Annotated in this window: 22 protein-coding genes; 10 read left to right on the top strand and 12 right to left on the bottom strand. The window is 63.6% G+C overall.

Going from position 1 to position 22,473, the window contains the following annotated elements; all coding sequences use genetic code 11:
• Positions 1–7 precede the first annotated feature (7 nt).
• From ACERHN_RS02555 to ACERHN_RS02545, 3 genes are read right to left on the bottom strand one after another with little or no spacing between them, the layout of a single operon-like run.
• Positions 8–2,176, bottom strand: coding sequence for an RNA degradosome polyphosphate kinase (locus ACERHN_RS02555; RefSeq protein ID WP_415921079.1), 2,169 nt, complete (start codon positions 2,174–2,176; stop codon positions 8–10).
• A gap of 41 nt (positions 2,177–2,217) precedes the next feature.
• The gene (locus tag ACERHN_RS02550) at positions 2,218–2,901 is read right to left on the bottom strand and encodes an HdaA/DnaA family protein (RefSeq protein ID WP_415921078.1); all 684 of its coding nucleotides are present in this window, start codon (positions 2,899–2,901) and stop codon (positions 2,218–2,220) included.
• A gap of 3 nt (positions 2,902–2,904) precedes the next feature.
• Positions 2,905–3,984 carry an AI-2E family transporter gene (locus ACERHN_RS02545; protein WP_415921077.1) on the bottom strand — a complete coding sequence of 360 codons (1,080 nt, stop codon included), beginning with the start codon at positions 3,982–3,984 and terminating at the stop codon, positions 2,905–2,907.
• Positions 3,985–4,211: 227 nt separating this feature from the next.
• Between ACERHN_RS02545 and proS the strand changes: the two genes are divergently transcribed.
• From proS to ACERHN_RS02510, 7 genes are all read left to right on the top strand, one after another.
• A complete protein-coding gene (gene proS, locus ACERHN_RS02540; protein ID WP_415921076.1) occupies positions 4,212–5,609 on the top strand; it encodes a proline--tRNA ligase in 1,398 nt (465 codons plus the stop codon).
• 31 nt (positions 5,610–5,640) lie between these two features.
• Positions 5,641–6,555: a serine hydrolase domain-containing protein gene (locus ACERHN_RS02535; protein ID WP_415921075.1), complete on the top strand. Its 915-nt coding sequence runs from the start codon at positions 5,641–5,643 to the stop codon at positions 6,553–6,555.
• A complete protein-coding gene (locus tag ACERHN_RS02530) occupies positions 6,552–7,049 on the top strand; it encodes a DUF2937 family protein (protein WP_415921074.1) in 498 nt (165 codons plus the stop codon). Before ACERHN_RS02535 ends, ACERHN_RS02530 begins: the two co-directional genes overlap by 4 nt.
• Before the next feature lie 60 nt (positions 7,050–7,109).
• Positions 7,110–8,396, top strand: coding sequence for an ABC transporter permease (locus ACERHN_RS02525; protein WP_415921073.1), 1,287 nt, complete (start codon positions 7,110–7,112; stop codon positions 8,394–8,396).
• Positions 8,389–9,072, top strand: a complete 684-nt coding sequence (locus tag ACERHN_RS02520) for an ABC transporter ATP-binding protein (RefSeq protein WP_415921072.1) — start codon at positions 8,389–8,391, stop codon at positions 9,070–9,072. Before ACERHN_RS02525 ends, ACERHN_RS02520 begins: the two co-directional genes overlap by 8 nt.
• A gap of 147 nt (positions 9,073–9,219) precedes the next feature.
• Positions 9,220–10,650, top strand: coding sequence for a calcium-binding protein (locus ACERHN_RS02515; protein WP_415921071.1), 1,431 nt, complete (start codon positions 9,220–9,222; stop codon positions 10,648–10,650).
• A gap of 88 nt (positions 10,651–10,738) precedes the next feature.
• On the top strand, positions 10,739–11,722 hold the full coding sequence (locus tag ACERHN_RS02510; RefSeq protein WP_415921070.1) for an Ldh family oxidoreductase: 984 nt from the start codon (positions 10,739–10,741) through the stop codon (positions 11,720–11,722).
• Between the two features lie 11 nt (positions 11,723–11,733).
• Here ACERHN_RS02510 and ACERHN_RS02505 read toward each other — a convergent pair whose 3' ends face one another.
• Both ACERHN_RS02505 and ACERHN_RS02500 read right to left on the bottom strand, forming a co-directional pair.
• Positions 11,734–12,168, bottom strand: coding sequence for a DMT family transporter (locus tag ACERHN_RS02505; protein WP_415921069.1), 435 nt, complete (start codon positions 12,166–12,168; stop codon positions 11,734–11,736).
• Between the two features lie 19 nt (positions 12,169–12,187).
• The gene (locus tag ACERHN_RS02500) at positions 12,188–12,880 is read right to left on the bottom strand and encodes a hypothetical protein (RefSeq protein ID WP_415921068.1); all 693 of its coding nucleotides are present in this window, start codon (positions 12,878–12,880) and stop codon (positions 12,188–12,190) included.
• Between the two features lie 81 nt (positions 12,881–12,961).
• Between ACERHN_RS02500 and ACERHN_RS02495 the strand changes: the two genes are divergently transcribed.
• Positions 12,962–13,165 carry a hypothetical protein gene (locus ACERHN_RS02495; protein ID WP_415921067.1) on the top strand — a complete coding sequence of 68 codons (204 nt, stop codon included), beginning with the start codon at positions 12,962–12,964 and terminating at the stop codon, positions 13,163–13,165.
• 712 nt (positions 13,166–13,877) lie between these two features.
• Here ACERHN_RS02495 and ACERHN_RS02490 read toward each other — a convergent pair.
• The 4 genes from ACERHN_RS02490 to ACERHN_RS02475 form a co-directional block, all read right to left on the bottom strand.
• Positions 13,878–14,576, bottom strand: a complete 699-nt coding sequence (locus ACERHN_RS02490; RefSeq protein ID WP_415921066.1) for a DUF4145 domain-containing protein — start codon at positions 14,574–14,576, stop codon at positions 13,878–13,880.
• Positions 14,573–16,528: a DNA gyrase/topoisomerase IV subunit B gene (locus tag ACERHN_RS02485; protein ID WP_415921065.1), complete on the bottom strand. Its 1,956-nt coding sequence runs from the start codon at positions 16,526–16,528 to the stop codon at positions 14,573–14,575. Before ACERHN_RS02485 ends, ACERHN_RS02490 begins: the two co-directional genes overlap by 4 nt.
• 143 nt (positions 16,529–16,671) lie before the next feature.
• A complete protein-coding gene (locus ACERHN_RS02480; protein WP_415921064.1) occupies positions 16,672–17,544 on the bottom strand; it encodes an alpha/beta fold hydrolase in 873 nt (290 codons plus the stop codon).
• Positions 17,541–18,842: an alpha/beta hydrolase family protein gene (locus tag ACERHN_RS02475; protein ID WP_415921063.1), complete on the bottom strand. Its 1,302-nt coding sequence runs from the start codon at positions 18,840–18,842 to the stop codon at positions 17,541–17,543. The genes ACERHN_RS02480 and ACERHN_RS02475 overlap by 4 nt, the downstream gene beginning before the upstream one ends.
• A 254-nt stretch (positions 18,843–19,096) precedes the next feature.
• Between ACERHN_RS02475 and ACERHN_RS02470 the strand changes: the two genes are divergently transcribed.
• On the top strand, positions 19,097–19,720 hold the full coding sequence (locus ACERHN_RS02470) for a DUF1007 family protein (protein ID WP_415921062.1): 624 nt from the start codon (positions 19,097–19,099) through the stop codon (positions 19,718–19,720).
• Positions 19,708–20,643: a nickel/cobalt transporter gene (locus tag ACERHN_RS02465; protein ID WP_415921061.1), complete on the top strand. Its 936-nt coding sequence runs from the start codon at positions 19,708–19,710 to the stop codon at positions 20,641–20,643. Before ACERHN_RS02470 ends, ACERHN_RS02465 begins: the two co-directional genes overlap by 13 nt.
• Here ACERHN_RS02465 and ACERHN_RS02460 read toward each other — a convergent pair.
• Genes ACERHN_RS02460 through ACERHN_RS02450 form a run of 3 tightly spaced genes read right to left on the bottom strand, consistent with a single transcriptional unit; the run spans position 20,635 to position 22,465 of the window.
• The gene (locus ACERHN_RS02460) at positions 20,635–21,345 is read right to left on the bottom strand and encodes a DUF1194 domain-containing protein (protein ID WP_415921060.1); all 711 of its coding nucleotides are present in this window, start codon (positions 21,343–21,345) and stop codon (positions 20,635–20,637) included. The two genes, ACERHN_RS02465 and ACERHN_RS02460, sit on opposite strands and share 9 nt — an antisense overlap.
• Entirely contained in the window at positions 21,342–22,043 is a 702-nt protein-coding gene (locus ACERHN_RS02455; protein ID WP_415921059.1) for a DUF1194 domain-containing protein, read from the bottom strand. The genes ACERHN_RS02460 and ACERHN_RS02455 overlap by 4 nt, the downstream gene beginning before the upstream one ends.
• Complete coding sequence (locus ACERHN_RS02450; protein ID WP_415921058.1) at positions 22,037–22,465, bottom strand: VOC family protein; 429 nt, start codon at positions 22,463–22,465, stop codon at positions 22,037–22,039. Before ACERHN_RS02450 ends, ACERHN_RS02455 begins: the two co-directional genes overlap by 7 nt.
• Positions 22,466–22,473: the final 8 nt, after the last annotated feature.

Below are 22,473 nucleotides of genomic sequence, written 5' to 3'. Positions count from 1 at the left end.
AGGCGCGTCAGTCTTCTGTGTGGGTCAGTTTCGGCACGTCTGCAGCACCTGCGGATCCGCGTCCTGAAAGGGACGGGTTTTCCATGAAGAAGCGGTGGCAGTTAAAGGCAAAGACGCCTTCAGGCAGGTCCGGGCGCGTGAATTTGCCGGTGGGACCCATCACCCAGCTTTGGGCGACATCGGCGAGGTTTGCGGCCATCACCTGGCTCACGATCTGTGCCTTGACGGTTGCGTTTTCGATTTCCACCAACGTCTCCACGCGGCGGTTCAGGTTGCGGCCCATCCAGTCCGCGGAGGATATGAACACACGCGCCTTTTTCGAGGGCAATCCGTGGCCGTTGCCGAAACAGACGATGCGGCTGTGTTCCAGAAACCGGCCAACGATGGATTTGACGCGGATGTTCTCGCTCAGGCCCTTGATGCCGGGGCGCACGCCGCAGATGCCACGGATCACGAGGCTTATCTTTACGCCTGCCTGTGAGGCGGCATAGAGCGCGTCGATCACCTCACTGTCGATCAGGGAATTCATCTTGGCCCAGATTTCTGCGGGCTTGCCTGCGCGGGCGTGATCCGCCTCGGCGGCGATCATGTCGAGCAGGCGCGGTTTCAGCGTCGTGGGCGAGATGGCGAGATTGCTGAGATGTTCGGGCGGCGCGTAGCCCGACAGGTAGTTGAAGACCTTGGTTGCATCACGGCCCAGTTTGGCGTCCACCGTGAAGAAAGACAGGTCGGTATAGATGCGGGCCGTGCCGGGGTGGTAGTTGCCGGTGCCGTAATGGGTGTAGGTCACCAGTTCGTCGCCCTCACGGCGCACCACCGTGCTGATCTTGGCGTGAGTCTTGAGGTCGAGAAAGCCATAGACCACGTGCGCGCCCGCCCGTTCCAGCCGCCGGGATTGGCGGATATTGGCGGCCTCGTCAAAGCGGGCCTTGAGTTCCACCAGTGCGGTGACGGATTTGCCGTCTTCGGCGGCCTCGCACAGCGCTTCCACGATGGGCGATTTCTTGGACGTGCGGTAGAGCGTCTGTTTGATCGCGACCACGTCAGGGTCCCGTGCGGCCTGTTGCAGGAAGCGGACCACCATGTCGAACGTCTCGTACGGGTGGTGCAGCAGCATGTCCTTTTGCCGGATCGCGGCAAACATGTCGCCTTCAAAATCGGTGACACGTTCGGGCACGCGGGGGGTGAAGCTGGGCCAGAGGAGATCGGGGCGCGCATCAAGCACAAGTTCGCTCAGATCCGAAATGCCGACCATGCCGTCGAGCTCGATCACTTCGGATTCGGTCACATCCAGTTCGCGCATGATCACGGTCTTGAGCGCCTTGGGCGCGCCGGCGGAGTGGGTCAGGCGGACGACCTCACCACGGCGGCGGCGCTTCAGCGCGACCTCGAATTCACGCACGAGGTCTTCGGCTTCTTCCTCGACCTCCAGATCGCTGTCCCGGAGCACGCGAAAGCCGAAATGGGCCTTGAGTTTGTATCCGGGGAAGAGGTCGGGGATGTGCAGGACCAACAGCTCTTCGAGGGGCAGGAAGCGGTGACCGTCGCCGGGCAGGGCCACGAAGCGGTCGATTTGCGCAGGGATCGGCAGCAGGGCCTGCAGGCTGCGCTTGTCGGATTTGCGTTCCAGTTGCAGGGCCAGCGCGTAGCCCATGTTCGGGATGAACGGGAACGGGTGTGCGGGATCGATGGCCAGGGGCGACAGCACCGCAAACACGCGGGTCAGGAACACGGTTTCGAGGTGTTTGCGGTCGCTTGCCGTCAGGTCGTCGAGAGACAGGATGGAGATGCCCTTGGCCTCCATCTCGGCCTTGAGGCCAGTCAGGATGCGCTGTTGCTGGCCCAGAAGGTTGCGCGCGTCCTCGTTGATCAGAACCATCTGTTCAGCGGGCGAGAGGCCATCGGCGGCGGGTGTGGTATTGCCCGCCATGGCCAGTTCGCGCAGGCCGGCGACCCGCACGGTGTAGAATTCATCGAGGTTGCCGGCAGAGATCGACAGGAACCGCAGCCGTTCCAGGAGCGGCACCCGTGGATTTTCGGCCTCTTCCACCACGCGCCAGTTGAACGCAAGCCAGCTCAGCTCGCGGTTGAAGAACCGCGCGGGGCTGGTGGGGTCGAAATCAGGCAGCTCTTGGGGCGCCGCAAATTCCGATTTCAGGAAGTCTGCATTGGTCATGATGGGCCGGATGGCAGAGAAGTATGAAGGTTGAGTGACGACTATTCGCCGCTTGGCGTCTGCTTGTCCAGCACATCGGCGGCAAAGGCGCGGGTGATGGCCCGCTTTTGCGCCAGACTGCTGGTGTCGAGGGCATGTACGATGTCGCGGGCCGCGGCAAAGCTGCGGTCCATGCGCAAAAGCAGGAACGGGATCACATCCGGTTTCGGGGTCAGCTGCCGGTCGGCAAAAAGCTTGACCAGAACGGCGGCAAGGAGGGTGTCGTCCGGCGCCTCGACCCGGGCGTGGCCTGCGGCATCCACACGGCTTTGCAGGTCGGGCAGGCCAAGCGCCCAATGGCGCGGGGCCGGGCCGCCGGTCATCAGGAGCGGTTGCGCCGCGGCGGCCATCAGGTTGTGCAGGTGGAACATCGCCGTTTGCGCGTCCGCGTTGTCGGCGATTTGTTCAACATCCTCGACGGCGACGGGTGTGCGGGCCAGTGCCTCGATATCCGTATCTGCCAGGGCTGCGGCGGCCACGATGCGTGCGCCGGTGGCGTCCGCCCACACGTGGGTCAGGTGTGTCTTGCCCGCGCCTTCGGGGCCGGTGAGGGCCAGTTTGTGATTGGCCCAGTTGCGCCAGTCGTCAAGCATGGCGAGGGCCACGGCATTCGACGGTGCGACAAGGAAATCGTCCCGCCCCAGTGCCGGACGCACCGGGAGATCAAGGCCCAGTTGTGTGGCCATTCCTTATGCCCCGGTTTGCGGGTCGTCGGGACCGGACTGCCCGGTATAGAGCAGGCTGTTCTTGTACTGCTCGATGGCAAAGCGCACCAGAACGCCCAGGGCAGCGGCCACCGGGACCGCGACGAGCATGCCCACAAAGCCAAAGAGCGTGCCAAACACCGACAGCGACAGGATCAGCCAGACCGGATGCAATCCGACGCTGTCGCCCACGAGCTTCGGGGTCAGAACGTTGCCTTCGATCAGCTGACCGACCTGGAAGATGGCCGCGACCAGGACGATCCAGTGCCAGTCGCCCCAGAACTGGAACAGGGCGAGGCCAATGGCAAGCGCGCCGCCCACGATGGCCCCGACATAAGGAATGAATGTCAGCAGACCGGCGATGAAGCCCACGACAAGTCCGAATTGCAGACCCACCAGCATGAGCGCAATCGCATAATAGGCCCCGAGGATGATGCAGACCGTGCCCATGCCGCGGATAAAGGCGGCGAGTGTGCCGTCCACTTCGCTGGCCAGACGGCGCACGGTGGGGGCGTGATCGCGGGGCAGGAGCGCATCGACGCGGGCAATCATACGGTCCCAGTCGAGCAGCAGATAGACCGCGACAACGGGCACGATCACGAAGAGCACGATCACGTTCAGCAGGCTCGCCGCGGAGGTCAGCGCGGAATTCAGCAACTGGCCGCCGCGTTCGGAGACGGTCTGGCCGATGCTCTTGAGGCTCTGGCTAATGGTGGAGGTTTCATCCGCGAGGCTCGGGAACCGTTCGGTGAGGAAGGTGGTGATGTTGCGCGTGAGTTCGGGCGCGACATTGAAGAGCTGGATGGCTTGCTGCACCAGTGTCGGGATGATCAGCAGGGCGCCGAGCACGAAGATGAAGATCGCACCGATGGTGATCAGCCCGGTGGCCATGCCGCGGCTGAGGCCACGTTCCTCGAGCCAGTCGGCCACGGGGTCCAGGAAATAGGCGATGGCGGCCCCGAGGAAGAAGGGCAGCAACACATCGCCAAGTGCATAGAGCACCACGAGGACGGCCAAAGTGGCCAAGCCCCAATATTTCAACTGATCCCGTACTGGCAGTGCCATGTGCGCTCCGATGTTGCGATGGTCAACAGATGCTGGGTTTTGCGTGAACCTGCAACCCCGCCGCTGTCAAATTGAGCGCTGACGCGCGCGCGATCCATGATTTTGGATGAGGGGTTTCACCCCTCAAACTCCCCATGGTATTTCTGGCCAGAAGAAGTCGGGAAGAGGCGTTGCGGGGCGCAGGGCTTTGGCCTAAGCACACGCACGACATGTCAGGAGGTCCGCCCATGCGTCTGAGCCGTTATTTTCTGCCCGTGCTGAAGGAAAACCCCAGCGAGGCGCAGATCGTCAGTCACCGTTTGATGTTGCGTGCCGGCATGATCAAGCAATCGGCGGCGGGGATCTATTCGTGGCTGCCGCTTGGGTTCAAGGTGTTGCGCAAGATCGAGGACATCGTGCACGAAGAGCAGGCGCGGGCCGGGCATATCGCGATCCAGATGCCGACGCTGCAATCGGCGGATCTTTGGCGCGAGAGCGGGCGGTATGACGCCTATGGCGAAGAGATGCTGCGGTTCCAGGATCGCGGCGGGCGCGACATGCTTTATACGCCCACGGCCGAAGAGATGGTGACGGATATTTTCCGGGCACATGTGTCGAGCTACAAGGACCTGCCCCTGACGCTCTATCAGATCCAGTGGAAGTTCCGCGATGAGATCCGCCCGCGCTTTGGTGTGATGCGCGGACGTGAGTTTTACATGAAGGACGGGTACAACTTTGACCTGACCAAGGAGGATGCGCTGCATGCCTACAACCGGCATCTGGTGAGCTACCTGCGCACCTATGAGCGAATGGGGTTGCAGGCGATCCCCATGCGGGCGGACAGTGGCCCCATCGGCGGGGATGACACGCATGAGTTCCTTGTGCTGGCGGAAACCGGCGAGAGCGAGGTGTTCTATGACAGTGCGGTCACGGATCTGAGCTTTGGCGACCGGGCGATTGATTATGATGACGTGGCGCAATGTGCCGGTGTGCTGGAGGAGTTCACCTCGAAATATGCGCGCACGGACGAGACCCATGATCCGGCGCTGTTCGAGGCAGTGCCCGAAGAGCGCCGGCGCGTGGCGCGGGGGATCGAAGTGGGACAGATTTTCTACTTTGGCACCAAGTATTCCGAGGCGATGGGCGCGGTTGTGCAGGGCCCGGATGGCAAGCAGGTGCCCGTGCATATGGGCAGCCACGGCATTGGTGTGAGCCGTCTGTTGGGGGCGATCATCGAGGCCAGCCATGATGACAACGGGATCATCTGGCCCGAAGGTGTGACGCCGTTCCATGTGGGGATCGTGAACCTCAAGCAGGGCGATGATGAGGCCGATGCCGCGTGCGAAAAGCTCTACAAGAGCCTTGAGGCCGCCGGTCTTGAGCCGCTTTATGACGATCGCAAGGAGCGCGCGGGTGGCAAGTTTGCCACCATGGACCTGATCGGGTTGCCGTGGCGGATCACGGTGGGGCCGCGTGGCCTCAAGAACGGTGTCGTGGAGCTCACCTCGCGCCGGACAGGCGAGAGCGAAGAGATGTCGCCCAAGGATGCCGTGGCGCGGATCATCGACATCTATGCCCCGCACAAGAGCCACACGTCCGAGCATTGGGAACCGATGGCGCGGCAGAGCTTTCACACCTGGCTTTGACATGGTGCGGGCCGCGGTCCTTTGGGTGCTGATGACGCTGCCCGTGGCGGCGGATGGGGTCGGGGACCGGATGCAGGCCGCGTTTGATGAATGGCGCGGGGATGTTGCCACGATGGGGCAGCTCGGAACCGGGACGCGTGTTGACGGCACGTGGCAGGTGACGGCCGGGGCTACGGCGGCGGAGTTGGCCAGTGTCAGCAAATCCATCACGGCCGTTTGCGCCTTGCAGCTTGTGGAAGAGGGCGTGCTTGACTGGTCCGACACGTTGCCGGATCGGTTGGGCAAGGGACCCGATGTGACGGCGGCACAATTGGTGACGCACAGTTCGGGTCTGACGCTGGATGTGACGCAAGCCGCGATGCCCGGCTGGCTGGATGATGCCGATACGGCGCACAAGTCGGCGGCGATCCTCGATGTGCTGGTGGATGCTGATGGGATTGCGGGTGCGCCAAATCGCTATGCCTACAACAACGTGAATTACGCCTTGCTCGCGCTCATGATCGAAGCGGCGACGGGGCAGGGGTTTGTCGAGGCGTGCTGGCCCCGATTGGGGCTGACGCTAGACATCCGCGCAAGCGCGCGTTCGGGGGCCTTTGGGCCGTGGGGCGGGCTGGAGGCGACGCCTGCGGGCTATCTTGGCTTTTTGCACCGGCATTTCGGGCCGGGCAGCCTGATTGGTACGGATCCCTTTGCCTATCCCCATGTCGAAATCGGGGGCGGGGCCTATTACGGTTTGGGCATGGTGTTTCGTCCGTTTCGCGGCAGCTATAACTTTTGGCATTTTGGGGCGCTGTGTTTTCCGAACCGGCTGGAGACGGGCAGTTTCGCGGTGATCTGGGAGGGCAGGCACAGCGCGCTTGCGCTCTATGATGCGTGCGTGGACTGGGACAGCATGTCTGCGCTTGATGCGGCCCTGGCCGGGGCCGTGTACGGAGCGGGTCCATGATTTTGCGCGCCGTGGCATTGGCAGGCGGCCTGATGGGCGGGGCGGCGGCATCGCAGTTTCCCGAGTTTTCCCAGCAATATACGCAACGCCTGGGTGGCGCTGTGGATGCGCTGTCGGAGGTGGTGGCCGATTTCGACGCGTCGGCCGCGGCCGAAGGGCTGGACCGTGGCGCGGCACTGGATCAGATGGTCGGGACGGATTTCATCGAACGGCGTCAGGCTGACATGCGGCGCACCTTTGCCCGGCATGACCGGCTCTCGGCGGATCTGGCCATGCTGGAGGATGCCGGGCCGTTCATGCGCGCCTATTTCGCGCACCGTATGACGGACCGGGACGTGGCACAGGCAGCATGGGCGGCGTATCAGCCCGCGGTGCCCTTGAACACGGCGGGTGCAATATTTGCCAGTGCGGGGTTTCTGGCGGGTCTTGTGGCGGTTTGGGCGGTGTTGCGCCTGATCCTGTGGCCGTTCGGGCGCCGCCGCGCACAGGCTTGACCTTGGCCACCCGCCACGCCAAGGGTGACACACAGAGCCCGAGCAGGAGCCCGAAATATCATGGCCAAAGCGCCCGCACCCTTTGCCCCGTTTGAGTGGCTGATCGCATGGCGGTATCTGCGTGCCAAGCGCGCGACCGGCGGGGTGAGCGCGATGACGTGGATCAGCCTGATCGGCATCACGTTGGCGGTCTTTGCACTTGTGGCGACGCTGGCGGTTCGCGCGGGTTTGCGGGCGGATTTCGTGGATGCGATGCTGGGCGGTAATGCGCATATCGAGCTGCGCTATGTCGCGGTGCAGCAAGAAGGCGGTGCCCGCGACACGACTATCACCGATTACGCCGACATTTTGCCCGCGATCGAAGCGGTGCCGGGCGTGGCGGATGCGGCACCTTTGGTCCGCGCACAGGTCATGGGCAGCTTTCGCGGCTCAAACGCGCCTGCGGATGTCTACGGGATCACGCAGGCCGATCTGATGGAATACCCGCTTGTGGCGGGAGCCGCGCGGCAGCAGGGCACGCTGGAGCGGTTTGACGAAGGCATGGCGCTTGGCTCGCAACTGGCGGGTCAGCTGGGTGTCGGCATCGGCGACCGGGTCAAGCTGATCTCGCCGGATGGCGCGCGCACACCGCTTGGCATCACACCGCGCATTTCGGCCTATGAGGTCGTGTATATCTTTGCCACGGGTCAGCCGTTCATGGATCAGAGCCGCGTTTATCTACCGCTGGCGGAGGCGCAGAGTTTCTTTAACCGCGAAGGGGCGGTGGATCAGATCGACCTGCGCCTGAGCGATCCGGAAAACCTTGATCCTGTCGTGCGCGAGTTGCGCGTTGCCGCGGGTGAACGTGCCTATAGCTGGACGTGGCAGGACCGGTTTGGCGGCATGCTCAGGGCATTGGAATTGCAGGACAACGCGATCTTTATCGTCCTGGCGATCCTTGTGCTGATTGCGGCGCTAAACATCGTTTCGGGGCTGATCATGCTGGTCAAGAACAAGGGCCGCGATATTGGTATCCTGCGCACCATGGGGCTGAGCCAGGGGTCCATTCTGCGGGTGTTTTTCCTCTGTGGTGCCTGGGTCGGGACGGTTGGCACGGTCGCGGGCATCCTGCTGGGCGCGCTTTTTTCCGCCAATATCGACCGGATCTACTGGCTGGTGAACACGCTGACGGGCAATGGCGTGCAGGACCTCGAAGGGCGCGGCTTTATCTTTCCGTCGGCGGTGCTTGTGCCGGGCGACGTGATCGCCGCCGCTGTCCTCAGCCTCGCGCTCAGTTGGTTCATCACCTTCTTTCCGGCGCGCCGTGCGGCGCGCATGAACCCGGTGGAGGCGCTGCGGTATGAGTGAGGCGGTGCTGGCGCTGCGGGACGTGCGCAAGACGTATAATGCCGGGGCGGCCAATGCCGTCGAGGTGCTGCGCGGGATTGACCTGACGCTCGCGCCGGGTGAGATCGTGGCCCTGGTGGCGCCGTCGGGCGCGGGCAAGTCCACGTTGCTGCACATTGCCGGTCTGCTTGATACGCCAGACACGGGCAGCGTACATCTGGCGGGGGCGGCGATGGAGCAGGCATCGGACCGGGTGCGCACCACGGCACGCCGCCACGACATCGGCTTTATCTACCAGTTCCACCACCTGCTGCCCGAATTCTCCGCCATCGAAAACGTTGCCTTGCCGCAGCGTGCGGCGGGTGCCACGCGCGCAGAGGCAGAGGACCGCGCACGTGACCTGCTGGGCCGCGTTGGCCTTGCCGAGCGGGCCGGACATCGGCCTGGTGCGCTGTCGGGCGGCGAACAGCAACGCGTTGCGTTTTGCCGCGCGCTGGCCAACGCACCAAAGGTGCTTCTGGCCGACGAACCAACAGGCAATCTTGACCCCGCGACCTCGACACAGGTGTTCGACACGCTGGTCGATATCGTGCGCGCGGGACAGTGTGCGGCCCTTATTGCGACGCACAATCACGAACTGGCGGCGCGCATGGACCGCATCGTGCACTTGCAAAAGGGCCAGATTGTCTCCGGCTGAACCGTGGGCGGCGCCATTTTGGAAACAGAGTGTTTTCGCCTCGCGGATAGGGTCCAACCGGTAATTGTGCTAGGCGATTGTGGTTAACGCCCGTGTTGTGCCCGTCATGGTGCCCGTTCTTGTGCCCGTGTCGCTGTTGGAGAATGTATGATGTCCGCGCTTTTGACCCTTATGCTTTTGACGGCCCTGCCGCTCGTCGCCTTGCTGGATGACAGCGATGGGACGCCAGCGGACGCTGGCGATGATGGCGGCTCTGACCCCGACACACCAACCGAGAGTGTGAACCTTACGGGCGACGATCTTCTGGATGACGTGCTGACCGGATCGACGGCGGCGGATGTGATCGACGGGCTGGGGGGCGATGATACGATCAGCGGCTTTGAAGGCGCAGACAGCCTCACGGGCGGGGCCGGTGCAGATCAGGTCATTGGCGGTGCTGGCAACGACACGTTGACAGGCGCTGCCGGGGCGGATCTGCTTGAGGGCAATGGCGACGATGATGTTATCCTTGGCGGCGCAGGCGACGATACGCTGAATGCGGGTTTGGGCGCGGACAGCGTGTTCGGTGGTGCGGATGCGGACCTTTTGAACGGATCGTCCGGGCTCGATACGCTGGACGGGGGCGGCATGGACGGTGCGTCCGATACGCTCAATGGCGGTGAGGGGGCGGACATCCTGTTCCTGTCTGACACGGATATCGGCACAGGTGGCAATGGCGGCGATGCCTTTACGCTGGCCAATGGCGAAACCGGGGCCGTGACGATCACCGATTTCGACCCTGCGGATGACACGCTGGTCGTAAATTCCGCAACCGAAGGCGACGTGACCGTCACCAGTCAGGAAACCGTCGATGGTGGGCTTGTGGTGACGTTCTCCTCCGGGGCGACGGCCCTGTTGCAGGGCCTCTCGGAAGAGATCCCCGCAGAGGCGATTGTGTTCATGACCGATGATACGATGACCGGTGAGGATACGATGACCGGTGAAGACACAATGATGGGGGATGACACCGTCCCTGTCGCGACGCTGCCGGTGGATGGTGACGACAACTCCGGCAACAACGACTTCGTGTCGCCGGGGCCGGGTGTTGCTGCAAATTATGACGGCGGTCTGGGGGATGACACGCTGACCGGGGATGATCAGAACGATACGCTGGTCGGCGGTGACGGGGCGGATGTGATTGCGGGTGCCGCAGGCAATGATATCCTGTTCTCGACCGCATCTTCGGCCGCCGACGCCTCCGATACGCAGGCTGACACGCTGGACGGTGGTCTGGGTGACGACACGCTGGCACTGGGCAACACGGATGTGGCCACAGGCGGCGATGGCGCGGACAGCTTTGTCCTGATGGATGATGCAAACGGCGCGGTCACGATCACCGACTTCGATACGACCAGCGATGAGCTGGTGGTCGAAGCCGACACACCCGCAGATGTGACTATCGCGGAACAGGCCGCTGGCCCGGATGGCGTGACCGTTACATTGTCCACCGGGGCCACGATCCTGTTGCAGGGGCTCACCACCGAGATTGATCCCACATTGGTCCGGGCCGAGGCACCGGGCACCACAGCGGCTGTCTGAGACGGCGCTTGACGCCGGTGCGGCTTTGGCCTGACATGGGGCGCTGGCATCTTGCCCGCGCCCTTTGCCCCAGTGGAGACCATCGCCTGTGACGACCATTGCCCTTTCAGAAATCGAACGTGTTGTTCAGGCCGCGCTTGTCCGCCACGGGGCCGAAGGTTTTGCCGCCGCAGAGGTGGCGCGCGCCGTTGCGCGGGCCGAGGCGTTCGGCAACCGGATCTGCGGGCTCTACTATCTGGAAAGCTACTGCACACAGCTCAAGACTGGGCGGGTCAAGGGCGATGTCACCCCCGAGATCACGACGCCCCGCCCCGGAACCGTTGTCGTGGATGCGGGCTTTGGGTTCGCGCAGCCTGCATTTGCCTATGGCCTTGCCCCCGCGACGGATGCCGCGCGCCAGCTTGGGGTGGCGAGCCTTGCCATCACCCATGCGCATACCTGCACGTCGCTGGGCTATTTCACGGAAATGATTGCGGATCAGGGTCTGATCGCGCTTGGCTTTACCAATGCGTCCCCCATCGTGGCCCCGCCGGGGGGCAAGTCGCGGGTGATTGGAACCAATCCCATCGCTTTTTCCGTGCCGGACGGGCAGGGCGGCCTCGCGCTGCACATGGATCAATCCACGAGCGCCGTTGCGCTGGGCAAGATCACGATGGCCAAGGCCGCAGGGGAGGCGATCCCGCTGGGCTGGGCCGTCGATGCGGATGGCAACCCGACCACGGATCCCGAAGCGGCGCTGGCAGGCGCGCTGGTGTCTTCGGGCGGTTACAAGGGCTGGGGGTTTGGCCTGATGGCGGAAATCCTCGCCGCGGCGCTGACCGGCGGCACGCTCAGCCATGAGGTCAAACCGCTCAAGGCGCCGGAGGGGCCGCATCATGATCTGGGGCAGTACTACCTTTTGATTGATCCGACCGTGTCGGATGTCTTTGATGCGCGGATGCAGGCGCTGGCGGCGGCTGTGGCGGCGGATGATGGCGCACGCATTCCCGGTCAGGGCCGCAGTGCCGCAGACCCCGCAACGCTCGACCCGGCGGCATGGGCGCAAGCGCTGGAGCTCGCAGGCGAGGTCTAGCGGCAGGACCCTTACGCCTGCTGGGTGAGCCACACGCCGGTCGCCATCAACGCGATGCCGCCCAAACGCGCCGCTCCGAGCGTCGTGGCCTGCGCGCCAAAGAGGCCGAAATGGTCAATGGCCGCAGCCGAGATCAACTGCCCGAGCAGCACGAAGAACACCGCATTGCCCACGCCGAAATGCGGCGCGATATAGGTGATCGACAGCACGTAAAACGCGATCAGCACGCCGGCCAGCAACAGGTGCTTTGGCGCCGCGGCCAACCGCCCCAGCCCATGCGCTCCGGTGGCCGCAAACACGATTGCGGCGGTCGAGAACGCCACCAGAAACAGCACAAGCGCCGCCGCGGTCGGGCTGCCCAGCCGCGTGCCAAGCGCTGCGTTCAGCGCCGCAAGGATGGGGATGCCAATCCCCGCCAGCAGCATGATCAACGCGTGTTGGGCCATGTGATCTCCTTTCGCGGTCTCAACCGCAAATGCCATTCAACTCCACGCCGTCCCACGGCAGACGCACGTCCGAGGGCCGCGATTGCGGCAGCGGGGCCAGCGGCATTTCCTGGCTGATCAGCGCGTGCAAGCGCTTGGTTCGGGGGGCTTGCGGCGCCAGCGCCCGGCAACAGACGAACTCTTCCACGATTGAACCCTGCTGCTCATACCCATAGTCGAGAAAGCCCTGATCGTTATCGATATCAAACAGATAGGGATCGGTGCCGAACCGGCCCCACCGATGCTCTGTCGCAGCCTTGAACGGAGAATACCCCGTGCGCGCGCGGTTCTGCCATTGCCAGATATGCGTCAGCTCATGCGCCAGCAGCATGGCCGCCACCAGGTTGATCTCGTCCGGGTAGGCGGGCACGTAATCTTCGAGGTACCAGTCCTTGTCGAACAGCACCCGCTGCCACAGCGCCACGGCCGCCGGTTTTGCCGTCACGATGTCCGTGGTGGGCGGGGGCACGATCAACTCGCGGCAGGTCACGCGCGGGCGCGGCTTGCGCCGGAACGTCACCGCCCGTGTGGGTGCCCCGTCAATCAGGCGCACCCGGGAGGTGTCGAGCTGGTCGCCGTGGATCTTCTGGGAAAAGGCGATTTCCGCAGGCGTCAGGGGGCGTCCGGTACAGGACGCGACGAGCATGAGGATCAAAAGCGCGCGGATGAGCATGCAGCGATAGGGCCAAAGATCGGGGTCCCGCGCAAGGGGCATTTGCCCGGCATCACATTACAATTGCCTCGCAGAGCGGTGATGACCGCCCCCCTTTTTGTGTCATTGCAGGATGCCCAGATCAATTCCATCGCGGCACGGATGTCGCGGAACGCACCGCAGGGCCCCGGAGGTTCTGCCCGGAAAGTGAAAGGAGAGCATGTCATGGAAAAGGTGATTATCCCCACCGTCTTTGGCTTTGCCGCGATGATGGGCCTGTGGGCCATTGTCGGCGCTGTCGCCTGATGTAACCCGTTCCTCACCCGCCTGGTTCCTGGACGTCCAGGCGTGCCATTGATGGCACCGGCTCTGTGGGCGTTATACGTCTGCAAAGCCGCGGTGAGCCAGGACAGCCCGCACCCGTTCCCCAACATGTGCGGGCTGTCCTTCGGCCGTCCCGGCAAATGCCTTGGAACGGCCTCTTTTGGTTAATCCTGCGTTAACACTCTTGGCCCATTGCTTGACGCGTTCCCTTCGTCCTTGAGGCAGCGGGCAGTAACGAGTGTTGAACGGAGGCTCCGGCCTCCGTTTTTTGCATCTGTGACGCGGGGTGAGGGAAGCGTTGTGCGGCAACGGCGCAGACTTAATCCGCATCCGTCATTTCAGCGTCCGCGCCACCCGGCGGTTTATCGCGAAGCGATCCACGAGAGGGCCATCGCCGGGTTTCCTTTGCCAAAGGGCGGAATCAAGCCGCAGGCGCCGCCTCAGCGTCCGCGCAGCGGGCGCGCCACCCGGCAGCGTATTGCGGAGCAATGCGCGATAGGGCCATCGCCGGACCACCTGCGCCCAAGGGCGGAATCAAGCCGCAGGCGCCGCCCCATCGCCGGGCCGCCCCCCGGCACGGCGATAAGGTTGATGTATGCGCGTCGCACTGATCGAATATGTACTTGGCAGCCATAAAGCACTGCAACTCGGAGGTCGGATCGCCGCGCCGCGGCCCGCCGATGGGGCTGGGTGCTCAAGCCGGATAGCTGTTCCGTTTAGGGAGATTGCTGCCGAGCTTTTCCACTTTTTTTGGAAGAATGACGGCTCTTTGAATTGTATTCTCAAGTAGCTCAATCATCGTATTCAATTCGTCCGGTTTGGGTTTCCAAGAGCGATGTGCTGCGGAACTTCCGGCATCAGTGAGTATCTGCAAATAGTCCCGGTCTCTGCCAGTGATATGCGCTTTCGAACGCAAGAATTCGAGCTTTTCGGCGAAGCTGCTATCGGACGCGCCCAATTCGACCGCTAAAACATCGAATGTTGTTCGCATACCGATTGCAGCAAGTGTTGGGAGGCTGTTGTCCAGCGCCGCGTAGACTTCGTTAAGTGTTTGGAGCCAAGAAACTTCGCGAAAGTCGAAATATGTGGTCAGCCAATTTGGTTTTTGTCTCGACAGTGTTTTGGGGTAAAACGTCTTCGTTTCAGGATGATACATGTTCCATTCGCCAGTCGCGGGATCATATTTGTGGTCAATATTTTCTGAAAATGTGGAGCCGTGGCCGAAAAAAGTCCTCTCACAACCGCGACATTCTAAAATCCAAAAGCGGTCGTTGCCGCTTACCATGCCATCATCAGAGTCCCATCTCGTTACATGTTCCGCGCGCACGTCAACACGCATTTCCTTTTGACAGTTCGGGCAGACTCCATACTTCAAATCATGGCTATCACTCAAACATCCAACTCCTCCACAAACCGCGCATTCTCCTGAATGTATTGGAACCGCAGCTCCGGCTTCTTGCCCATCAGCCGTTCCACCAGATCGCCCGTCTGGCCGGGTTCGTCCTCATCAATGCTCACCCGGATCAGCTTCCGTGTCTCGGGCATCATCGTTGTCTCTTTCAGATCCTTGGCATCCATTTCGCCCAGACCCTTGAAGCGCGACACATCAATTTTGCCCTTGCCGCCCAGACCTTTTTCCAGCCATTCGTCCCGCTCGCGCTCATCCAGACAGTAGACCCGCCGCGCGCCCTGGGTCAGGCGGAAGAGGGGTGGGCAGGCGAGATACAGGTGGCCTGCGTCGATCATCGGCCGCATCTGGGTATAGAAGAACGTCATCAGCAGGGCCGCGATATGCGCGCCGTCGACGTCGGCGTCAGTCATGATGATGATCTTGTCATAGCGCAGGTCATCGACGTTGAATTTTGACCCCAGCCCCACGCCCAACGCCTGTGTCAGGTCCGAGATTTCGGCGTTGGAGCCGAGTTTCGAGGACGCCGCCCCCAATACGTTCAGGATCTTGCCGCGCAGGGGCAAGAGCGCTTGCGTCTTGCGGTCGCGCGCCATCTTGGCGGAGCCGCCCGCGCTGTCACCCTCGACGATGAACAGTTCGGTGCCGTCGCGGGCCGTGGCGGAGCAATCGACCAGCTTGCCGGGCAGGCGCAGTTTCTTGGTGGCGGATTTGCGCGCGGTTTCCTTTTCCTGACGCCGCCGCATCCGCTCTTCGGCACGCAGGACGAGGAAATCGAGGATGGCGCCCGCGGATTTCGTGTCCGCGGCCAGCCAGTTGTCAAAGTGATCGCGCACCGAATTCTCGACCATGCGTTGTGCGTCGACCGTGGCCAGCCGATCCTTGGTCTGGCCTACGAACTCAGGTTCGCGGATAAAGCAGGACACCAGCGCACCGGCCCCTGTGGTCAGGTCTTCGCGGGTGATCATGCCGGCCTTCTTGTTGCTGGCAAGTTCGCCATAGGCCTTGATCCCCTTGAGGATCGCGGCCCAGAATCCGGCCTCGTGCGTGCCGCCCTCGGGCGTTGGGACGGTGTTGCAATAGCTTTGGATGAAGCCGTCGCGGGAGGGGGTCCAGTTGATCGCCCATTCGACCTTGCCCGGCGCGTTGAATTTCTCAAACGACACGGAGCCGGAGAAGGGCGTGTCAGTATAGGTCGAGGCCCCGGCGAGCGTCTCGTTGAGGTAGTCGGAGAGGCCACCCGGGAAGTGGAACGTCGCCTCCAGCGGGGTATCGCCGTCCTGAATGGCCGTTTTCCAGCGGATTTCGACGCCGGAGAACAGGTATGCCTTGGACCGTGCCATCTTGAACAGGCGCGCAGGTTTCAGTTTCAGCGAGCCGAAGATGTCGGGGTCGGGGTGGAAGGTGACGGAGGTGCCGCGCCGGTTGGGGGCGGACCCGACCTTTTGCAGGGCCCCTTGCGGCACGCCACGGGCAAATTCCATGGCGAAAAGTTCGCGGTTGCGGGCCACTTCGACGCGCAGATGGTCCGACAGGGCGTTGACCACGGAGGAGCCGACGCCGTGCAGGCCGCCTGATGTCTCATAGCTGTCGCCCGAGAATTTGCCGCCCGCATTCAGAGTGCAAAAGATGATCTCGAGCGCGGATTTCGACGGATCCTTTGGGTGCGGGTCGGTTGGGATGCCGCGCCCGTTGTCACGCACGCTGACATGGCCGTTTTCGTGCAGCTCGACCTCGATCCATGTGGCGTGGCCCGCGACGGCCTCGTCCATGGAGTTGTCGATGATTTCGGCCACCATGTGGTGCAGGGCGCGGTCGTCCTTGCCGCCGATATACATGCCGGGGCGCAGACGCACATGTTCCATGTCCTCCAGCACCTGGATCGAGGAGGCGTCATAGTCGGAAGGCGTTTTGCCCCCAGCGAGAAGGTCGGTCATGGCAGCTGCTCTTTTGTTGGTTGGGCCGCAGTATGTCAGAGGGGGCAGGGGCAGGGAAGGGGAGGCAAGCAACGTTTTGGGGGCTCTGCCCCCGCGCCTGCGGCGCTCCCCCGGGATTTTTCGGAACAGAGACGGGGATCAGGTCAGGACAGCGCCCAGTCGAGGATCGCAGTGGCGACCTTGTCCGGTTTCTGGTGACAGACCCAGTGGTCCGCGCCGGGGATGTCAACGCGGGTGAGGTGGGGTGCAAAGGTTTCGAGCCCGTCGGTGGCGGCGGGCAGGAGGGCGGTGTCGTTCATGCCCCAGATCAGCAGGTGCGGGCAGCGGATGTGCAGCCGGTCGAGGGGCAGGTCGGGCATGGGCCGGGGCGTGCCGGGGTCGGCCACGACAAGCGGGGAGGCGCGATACCAGTTGATCATGCCGCGCAGGCCCGATTGCCGCCAGATCGCCATTTGCGCGGCGCGTGCGTCACCGGTCAGCCAGCTAAGGTCCATACGCGCCGAAAAGAGGCGCATCAGCCCGGCGAAATCATCCGCGGCCAACCGGTCCTCGGAGCCGGGCGCGCGCAGTGTGTTGATGTATTGCGAGGCGCGTGATTGCGCGCCACCTGCGCTCATGGCGCGTTGAAAGGGGACGGGGTGCACACCGTTGACAACGATCAGGCGGCTGACCCGTTCGGGATGTGCCATGGCCAGCCCATAGGCAACCGACGCGCCCCAATCGTGGCCCAGAACGGTCACGGGACCGTCTTGGGTCAGGGCGGCGGCGTCGGCCACGAGGCGCGAGAGCGCATAGCTGCCGACATCTTCGGGCGTGTGGCTCGCGCCATAGCCGCGTTGATCGGGCGCGATGCAGTGGAACCGGTGGCACAGCCGAGTTGCCACTGCCTCCCACGCGCCGCCATACTCGGGAAACCCGTGCAGCATCAGCAGCTTCGGCAGGTCCGGATCGCCCCACCGCCGGACGGTAAAGCGGTGTCCGCCGAGTGTTTCGGTGGCAACCCGCCCTTGTGTCATTCGCCCTGGCGCTTTGTCTCGAACCGCAAACCGGCCGCCGTGCGTGGGGCGAAGCCGTGCCAGTAGCTGTGGTCGTCGGTCGGGTTGCCAGCATCATCGAGGGCGACGATCCCGTCTTCGGATCGGGGCACGAGGTCGAGATAGGCGGCGCTGTCCGCGCGGTCCTTGAGATGCAGGTCGAGAAATGCGGTCGCAAAATGCTGTGCGATGTTGTTCATCCGCGTGCTGTCCCAGACCGCATCCGCATAATGGTCGAAGGGCGCGAAATCGAGCGCGTCCACCGGTGCCCAGCTTTCCATCGGGGCGGGGATGGGGGCGGCGGCGTTATGGTTGGCAAAGGCAAAGGTGAGCAGATGGCGGTCGGTCTCAATCGCGCTGTCAAAGATGCCGCGGATCGCGTCATAGACGGACACGTCATCCGCCCCGCCTGCCATCAGCATTGTCGGGACGCGCAGACCGGCAAGCCCGTCCATGTCCCAAAACCCTGCATTGTTGCCCCAGGGGCCGATGGCAATCACTGCCTTGACGCGGTTATCCATAAGCGCTTCGTGCGTCTCAGACCCGGCCTGGTGGGCGGTCAGCAGGCGGTTCGGGGTGCCCCAGCTGAATTCGGTGGCGGCCTGCGTGACACCTGCACCGCCAAAGATCAGCGCCCCGTAGCCGCCCATCGAGTACCCGATCACACCCGTTGTGTCGGCATCGACGATATCGCCGAGCGGCCCGGTCAATCCGGCCATATGGTCGAGCACCCGCGCCTGATCGGTGGGCCGGTGCAGCAGGGTCGCGCCAAACGCTGCCTGATCGGCATAGGTGCTGTCGGTATGGTCGATGGCCACGGTGACATAGCCCTTGGAGGCGAGGTTTTCGCCCAGATGGCTCATCAGGTAGCGGTTTCCGGGATAGCCGTGGCTGAGGATGACAAGGGGGAATTGCCCGTCTGCCGCCGGTGTGGCGTCACGCGCGGCCCGCCCGGTGAGCGTGGCGGTCTGCACCCCGTCGCGCAATGTGGCGGTATAGGTGCCGCCGGACACGGTGCCGATGGCGGCGGGATACCAGATTTCAAGTGTGAGCGGGCGGTCATAGCGCGGCACATCGCTGCCTTCGATGCCAAGGACATCAATGCTGTCGGGCAGCGTGATTTCTTCGGTACGCACGCCAATGGCGTAAGGTCCGAACGGCGCCAGCGCGGGCGCATCGGGCCGGATCAGGTCGATGGGCGTCGCAGAGACCGTGCCAGCCAGCGTTGCGGCGGCCAGAACGCCCGCGATCGTCGTGCCTTGTTTGGTGCGTTCAGGCATATCCCGGTCCTTTCGGGGCTTGAGCAAGGGAAAAGAGGAGAACCAACCACGGGTTGCACTGTGGCAGGCTGCGGGAGGGAATCAAGCGGTGATGGATCACCCGTCGAACGGGCCTCGCGCGAGCCCAAGCTGCATGTGCACCCGCCCCATACTACGCCGCCCGGCGCGCAACGCCAGCGCCAAGTTGTGCCAAGTGGCGCGCATGTGAGCGGCTTGACCTTGAGACGGGCGGTCAGGCTCGCTACATCAGGCACATGCGCAGTCTTATCCCCCTTGTGATCGCCATGTGGCCCGGTGTTGTTTCGGCACATCCGCATATCTTTGTCGATACGTCCCTGCGGATCGTGGTGGACGATGCGGGCAACCTCGAAGGGGTTGAGATCAGCTGGACCTATGATGATTTTTATTCGCTGCTGCTGATGTCCGATCTTGGGCTCGACAACGATGGCGATGGGCGGCTGCGCCCGGACGAATTGCGACGCCTTGACGGGTTCGACATGAATTGGATCGAAGGATATCAGGGCGACACCCATGCCATGCGCGACGGATCGCCCGTGACGCTTGGGCCGCCGCAGGGGCGGGGTGTTTCGGTGGAACGTGGATTGATCACATCGACCCATTTCCGCGCGGCCAGCGGGACAGCGGATGGCGTTGTGGTCCGGGCCTATGACCCCACGTTCTACACCGCCTATTCGCTTGTAGGCGCGGTTGAGGTTCAAGGCCCCTGTGCCGCCGACGTGACGCCTGCGGACCTTGATGCGGCCTACTCGCTGGTGGAGGAGCTGCTTTATGCAACACCCGCGTCAGAGGCCGAGGACTCCTATCCCGAGGTTGGAGAGGCTTTCGCCGACACGGTGCGCATTTCATGCAGTCTTTGAGGGTTGGCGTTCTTGCGGCGACGGCTGCGCTTTTGGTGTGGCTCTTTGGCTTTGGCGGCATGGCGCATGTCTCGATCTGGGCCAATGCCGGGCAGGAACAGGCGCAGCGCGCATTGGCGGGCGGGCTTCGGGCCGTGCGCAGCGGTGAGCCGGGGGCGTGGGTGACCCTGATGGGGTTGTGCGCCGCGTATGGCTTTTTTCACGCGGCGGGGCCGGGGCACGGCAAGCTGGTGATTGGCGGCTACGGTGCGGCGGCACGGGTGACGGCGCGACGCCTGTCGGGGCTGGCGCTGGTGTCATCGCTGGCGCAGGCCCTGGCCGCGGTGGTCCTTGTGACGGTAGGCGCGTGGGTGCTTGGCTGGGGCCGGGCCGAGATGACGGACACCGCCGAGGCGGTTCTGGCGCCTGCAAGCTATATCGCGATTGCACTGGTGGGGGTGTGGCTGGCCCTGCGCGGTGTGCGGCGTCTGTGGCGCGGCATCGCGGCGAAAGGGTCCGAACATGCCCACGATCATAGCCACGATCATCACCACCATCACGCGCATGGGGCGGATGGTGTGTGCGACACATGCGGGCATGCCCATGCACCGACCCCGGCGCAGGTTGAAAACATCACATCATGGCGGGATGCCGCCGCGATTGTCGCGTCGATTGCGATCCGGCCTTGTACCGGGGCCGTGTTCCTCTTGATCCTGTGTTTCGGTCTGGGCATCCCGTGGGCGGGCGTTGCGGGCGCCTTTGTCATGGGGCTGGGCACGGCCAGCGTCACGATCCTCGTGGCCATCGCCGCCGTGAGCGCGCGTCAAAGCATCCTCGACAACTGGCAAGGGGCAGGGGCCTTGCGCGCCGTTGCACTTGTCGAGGTGGTTGCAGGCGGGTTGATCGCTCTGATTGCGACGGCGCTGGTGCTGCCGCTACTCTGACACCTGCCCGATGATCACGGTTTCCAGCTCGCGCGCCAGCTTGCGCGTCATGGCGGCGGCGTAATCCTCGAACCCGAGCGCGGTTTCCACGAAACTGTCGGCCCCCACGATCACGTTTGACTGGTAATAGCGGCTGAGACCGGACAACTCCGCCTGTCGCAAATCCCCGATAGAGGGGCTGTCGGCCCCGATGACCAGCGCGTTGACCGTGATGTCCGTGCCGATGATCTCACGCTTGATGTCGCCCGGGCGCGGTCCGAGGTTGGATTTGCCATCGCCGGAGATGTCCAGCGTGCGCTTCCAGCACTCCTGCCGCTGGTTCAGATGGCGCACGCCTTCGCGCATCGCCAGGCCAAGGGCCGTGCCGGGCGTTGCCTGCCGCCGCTCTGTCGCGCGCAGGGCACCGATGACGGCATCAAGGACCGCAGGGCCGGTGATTTCCGTCCACGGCAGGATCACCGCCGGATCTTCCGGCCCACTCCATTCATAGACCATGATGTGCACCGGCGTGCCCGGCATCTGCATCAGCGCATCGCGCACGGACGACGCGCCAAAGGCGGCGGCAAGCCCGTCCATCTGCAAGCGGTATTCGCGCGCATCCACCGACCCCGACACATCGAGCCCCAGGGCCAGCGCTTGACGGCAGCCCGCCTCTGTCGCGCCCGCCGACAGCGCGAGGGCGGCTGCCAGCAGCGCCTTCACCGGCCCAACGCCTCCGGTGTCAGATCGCCGATCAAGGCCGGCAGCACCTCACGTTCGAGCTTGCGCCGCATGGCGCGTTCGTAATCTTCGAACCCCTGCGCCACTTCGAGAAACGCGGTCGGCCCCTTGAGCACTTGCCGCTCGAAATAGCGGATCAACTGGCTTTCCGAGGTGAATTCGGCGGCGTTCACCACCAATCCGTTGACGGTCACATCGCGCAGGGGAAATTCGCGGTAGGCGATCTTGGGGCCAAAGCCTTCATTGTTTTGGCCGTCGCCCGCCATGTCGATGGTCTGCGCCAGACAGCGCGGGGCGCGGGCAAACATTTCCGACGCAAACCCAAGCGCATAGCCCATGGCGGTGGGAAATTCATTGTGCGATCGGACACTGGCCGCCACGGTTTCTGCCGCGGTGATCAGATCACCGGGGCCTTCGATCATGATCCAGTCCAGCACAATTTCCTGATTGTAGCGGCCAGACCATTCAAATACGGCCAGAGCCACAGGATCGTCATTGGACAGAAAGGCCGAGATGACCTCTGGCGCGGTCAACGCGGCCACCAGACCGCCACGCTGCAAAGCGTCCTCGCGCGCGTCCACGGACGACGACACATCCAGCGCCAGAAGCAGGGCCAGACGGCATGCCGCCGCAGGCCCCGCCCAACTCAACGCCGCCAGAAGGGCGAGTGCCCTTACCAATGGCCCGTGTTTTCCATGCTGGACCACGGTTCCGCCGGGGGCAGGTTGTCACCCGCCTGCAGCAGTTCAATGGACACGTTGTCGGGCGACCGGACAAAGGCCATGTGCCCGTCGCGCGGCGGACGGTTGATGGTCACGCCATTGTCCATCAGGTGCTGGCACATCTCGTAAATATTGTCGACGCGGTAGGCGAGGTGGCCAAAGTGGCGGCTGTCGGACGGCAAGCCGTCGTCCCCGTCCCAGTTATAGGTCAGCTCGACCGGGCATTCGGGCTGCTCCGGCGGTGCCATGAACACCAGCGTGAACCGGCCCCCCTCACTGTCCATGCGGCGGGTTTCTTCCATCCCGAGCAGTTTGAAAAACGCGATCGACGCGTCGAGGTCTTTGACGCGCACCATCGTGTGCAAATAGGTGAGGGGCATAGTCTGCG

It is taken from the genome of Tateyamaria rhodophyticola (assembly GCF_047777875.1).
In the GTDB taxonomy this organism is placed as follows: Bacteria; Pseudomonadota; Alphaproteobacteria; order Rhodobacterales; family Rhodobacteraceae; genus Tateyamaria.
Note: the sequence above shows the minus strand (reverse complement) of the source record. Positions and strands in the feature narration are given on the sequence as shown.